Genomic DNA, 4060 nt, shown 5'->3' on the forward strand with positions numbered 1-4060 from the left:
CTCGTACTCCAGCCCGTCGACGAACCCTCGCCCCCCGAGCCCCTGCCCGCCGGGCTCCCGACCCGTCGCGCGCCCCTCGGTCTGGTCGCGGGCGCCCGCAGCGGGGACAAGGGCGGCAACGCCAACGTCGGCGTCTGGGTCCGCTCGGACGACGCCTGGCGGTGGCTCGCGCACACCCTCACGGTCGACCGCTTCCGCGAACTCCTGCCGGAGACAGCCGGGTTGACCGTCGTGCGCCATGCCCTGCCGAACCTCCGCGCCCTCAACTTCGTCGTCGAGGGCATCCTCGGCGAGGGCGTCGCCGCGCAAGCCCGCTTCGACCCCCAGGCAAAGGCCCTCGGCGAATGGCTCCGCTCCCGCCACCTGGACATACCGGAGGTACTCCTGTGACCGTCCGACGCCCGGACTTGCCGGAGGTTCTCCGATGACCATCCTCGCCTCCGCCCTGGACACGGGCAGCCCCGACTACACGGCCCACCGCGAGGCCATGCTCGCCAGGCTCGCCGAGCTCGACAGCGAGCACGCGAAGGCCCTCGCGGGCGGTGGCGAGAAATACGTCGCGCGGCATCGCAAGCGCGGCAAGCTGCTTGCCCGGGAACGTATCGAGCTGCTCCTCGACCCCGACACGCCCTTCCTGGAGCTGTCGCCGCTCGCCGCCTGGGGCAGCGACCACACGGTGGGCGCCTCGCTCGTCACCGGCGTCGGGGTCGTCGAGGGCGTGGAGTGCCTGATCACCGCGAACGACCCGACCGTACGCGGCGGCGCCAGCAACCCCTGGAGCCTGAAGAAGGCCCTGCGGGCGAACGACATCGCCCTCGCCAACCGGCTGCCCTGCATCAGCCTGGTCGAGTCGGGCGGCGCGGACCTGCCCTCCCAGAAGGAGATCTTCATCCCGGGCGGAGCCATCTTCCGGGACCTCACCCGGCTCTCCGCCGCCGGCATCCCGACCATCGCCGTCGTCTTCGGGAACTCCACCGCCGGAGGCGCGTACATCCCCGGCATGTCCGACCACGTGATCATGGTCAAGGAACGGGCGAAGGTGTTCCTCGGCGGCCCGCCGTTGGTGAAGATGGCGACGGGGGAGGAGAGCGACGACGAGTCCCTGGGCGGCGCCGACATGCACGCGCGCGTGTCGGGCCTCGCAGACTACTTCGCCGTCGACGAGCCGGACGCCCTGCGCCAGGCGCGCCGCGTGGTCGCCCGCCTCAACCACCGCAAGGCGTACGGCGATCCGGGCCCCGCCGCGCCCCCCGAGTACGACGAGGACGAGCTGCTCGGCATCGTCCCGGGCGACCTGCGGACCCCCTTCGACCCCCGCGAGGTCGTCGCCCGGATCGTCGACGCCTCCGACTTCGACGAGTTCAAGCCGCTGTACGGGACGAGCCTCGCCACCGGCTGGGCGACCCTGCACGGCTACCCGGTCGGAATCCTGGCGAACGCCCAGGGCGTGCTGTTCAGCGAGGAGTCCCAGAAGGCCGCCCAGTTCATCCAGCTCGCCAACCAGCGCGACATCCCGCTGCTCTTCCTGCACAACACCACCGGCTACATGGTCGGCAAGGAGTACGAACAGGGCGGCATCATCAAGCACGGCGCGATGATGATCAACGCCGTCTCCAATTCGCGCGTGCCCCACCTGTCCGTGCTCATGGGCGCCTCGTACGGCGCCGGGCACTACGGCATGTGCGGCCGGTCGTACGACCCGCGCTTCCTGTTCGCCTGGCCCAGCGCCAAGTCGGCCGTCATGGGCCCGCAGCAGCTCGCCGGGGTGCTCTCCATCGTCGCCCGGCAGTCGGCGGCCGCGAAGGGGCAGCCGTACGACGAGGACGGGGACGCCGCCCTGCGCGCCATGGTGGAGCAGCAGATCGAGTCCGAGTCCCTGCCGATGTTCCTGTCCGGGCGGCTGTACGACGACGGGGTCATCGACCCGCGCGACACCCGTACCGTCCTCGGCCTGTGCCTGTCCGCGATCCACACCGCGCCCTACGAGGGCGCGCGCGGTGGCTTCGGCGTCTTCCGGATGTGACGGCCATGACGGAAAACATGACGGAGACCGCGACGAAGGCCAGGGCGAAGGCCAGGGCGAAGACCATGACGGAGGCCACGCCGGAGACAAGGAACCCCTCAGTGATCACTTCTGTCCTCGTCGCCAACCGAGGCGAGATCGCCTGCCGTATCGTCCGCACGTGCCGTGAGTTGGGAATCCGAACGGTCACCGTGCACTCCGACGCCGACGAAAACGCCCTCCACGCGCGCGTGGCCGACGCGACGGTACGACTGCCGGGCGCGGCGCCCGCGGAGACGTACCTGCGCGCCGACCTGATCGTGAAGGCCGCCCTGGACGCGGGAGCGGACGCGATCCACCCCGGGTACGGCTTCCTCTCCGAGAACCCCGCCTTCGCGCGCGCCGTCCTCGACGCGGGCCTCGTCTGGATCGGGCCGCCTCCCGAGGCGATCGAGGCCATGGCGTCCAAGACGCGCGCCAAGAAGCTCATGGGGCTGGAAGCCCTACCCCTCCACAAGGTCACCGAGGACGACCTGCCCGTCCTGGTGAAGGCTGCGGCGGGCGGCGGCGGACGGGGCATGCGTGTCGTCCGGGACCTCGCCGCCCTGGAGGACGAGCTGACCGCAGCTCGCGCCGAGGCCCTGAGCGCCTTCGGTGACGGCGAGGTCTTCGTCGAGCCCTATGTGGAGGGCGGCCGGCACGTCGAGGTGCAGATCCTCGCCGACAGTCACGGCACCGTGTGGCCGCTCGGCACCCGGGACTGCTCCCTCCAGCGCCGCCACCAGAAGGTCGTCGAGGAAGCCCCGGCACCGGGTTTGACATCCGAACTGACCGACTCCCTCTACGCGATGGCCGTACGGGCCGCCCGGGCCGTCGACTACGTGGGCGCGGGCACGGTCGAGTTCCTCGTGTCCGGCGACACGGCCCACTTCCTGGAGATGAACACCCGCCTCCAGGTCGAACACCCCGTCACGGAAGCGGTGTTCGGCGTCGACCTGGTGGCCCTCCAGATCCGCGTCGCCGAGGGCTGCGCTCTTGAGGCTCTCGAAAACGACCCCCCACGCGCGCAGGGCCACGCCATCGAGGCCCGCCTGTACGCCGAGGACCCGGCCCACGCCTGGGCCCCTCAAACCGGCACCCTGCACCGCCTCACCGTCCCGGACGGCGTCCGCCTGGACACCGGCTACGCGGACGGCGACCCCATCGGCGTCCACTACGACCCCATGCTCGCCAAGGTGGTCGCCCACGCCCCCACCCGCGCGGAGGCCCTGCGCAAGCTCGCCGCCGCCCTGGAACGAGCGGACATCCACGGCCCGACGACCAACAGGGACCTGCTCGTACGGTCGCTCAGGCACGAGGAGTTCACCACGGCCCGCATGGACACGGGCTTCTACGACCGCCACCTGCCCGCCCTCACCGGCTCCGCTCCCGACCCGTACGCCCCCCTGGCCGCCGCCCTCGCCGCCGCCCACGGCCGCTCCCGCTTCGGCGGCTGGCGCAACCTGCCCTCCCAGCCGCAGGTCAAGCGCTACGCCGTGGCGGGCGAGGAACACGAGGTGCACTACCAGCACACGCGTCAGGGCCTGACGGCGGAAGGGGTACGGGTCGTGCGTGCGACGTCCGATCTCGTGATCCTGGAAGTCGACGGCGTCCAGCGGAGGTTCGAGGTCTCACGCTACGGCGACCAGGTGCACGTCAACAACACAACCCTCACCGCCCTGCCCCGCTTCCCCGACCCGACGGCTCACCACGCCCCCGGCTCCCTGCTGGCCCCGATGCCGGGCACGGTCGTACGAGTCGCCGAGGGCCTGTCCGAGGGCGCACAGGTGGAGGAGGGCCAGCCCCTCCTCTGGCTGGAGGCGATGAAGATGGAACACAGGATCACGGCCCCGGCGACAGGCACGCTCACAGCCCTGCACGCAGTCCCGGGCCGGCAGGTACAGGTGGGCGCCCTTTTGGCCGTGGTGCAGGCGCCCCTTTAGGGGCGCGGGGAACTGCGCGACCAGCCACAACAAACCCGCACCCTCCACCCGACAACCTGCCCCACCCCCTTAGGAG

The 4060-nt window shown here is 71.4% G+C and carries 3 protein-coding genes; all 3 read left to right on the top strand.

The features are described from left to right. On the top strand, nt 1–390 hold a 390-nt coding region (locus FPZ41_RS45320), incomplete at its 5' end, for an AtuA-related protein (RefSeq protein ID WP_456154458.1). Nucleotides 391–424: 34 nt separating this feature from the next. Beyond that, nucleotides 425–2023, top strand: coding sequence for an acyl-CoA carboxylase subunit beta (locus FPZ41_RS45325; protein WP_152870620.1), 1599 nt, complete (start codon nt 425–427; stop codon nt 2021–2023). A 101-nt stretch (nt 2024–2124) separates the two neighbouring features. Continuing rightward, complete coding sequence (locus FPZ41_RS45330; RefSeq protein WP_322621551.1) at nt 2125–3984, top strand: acetyl/propionyl/methylcrotonyl-CoA carboxylase subunit alpha; 1860 nt, start codon at nt 2125–2127, stop codon at nt 3982–3984. Nucleotides 3985–4060: the final 76 nt, after the last annotated feature.

Source organism: Streptomyces acidicola, assembly GCF_009377235.1.
Taxonomy (GTDB): domain Bacteria; phylum Actinomycetota; class Actinomycetes; order Streptomycetales; family Streptomycetaceae; genus Streptomyces; species Streptomyces acidicola.

Excerpts from the sequence above, each read along its gene's own strand:
- FPZ41_RS45325 (WP_152870620.1), top strand. The coding sequence starts at position 425 with ATGACCATCCTCGCCTCCGCCCTGGACACGGGCAGCCCCGACTACACG.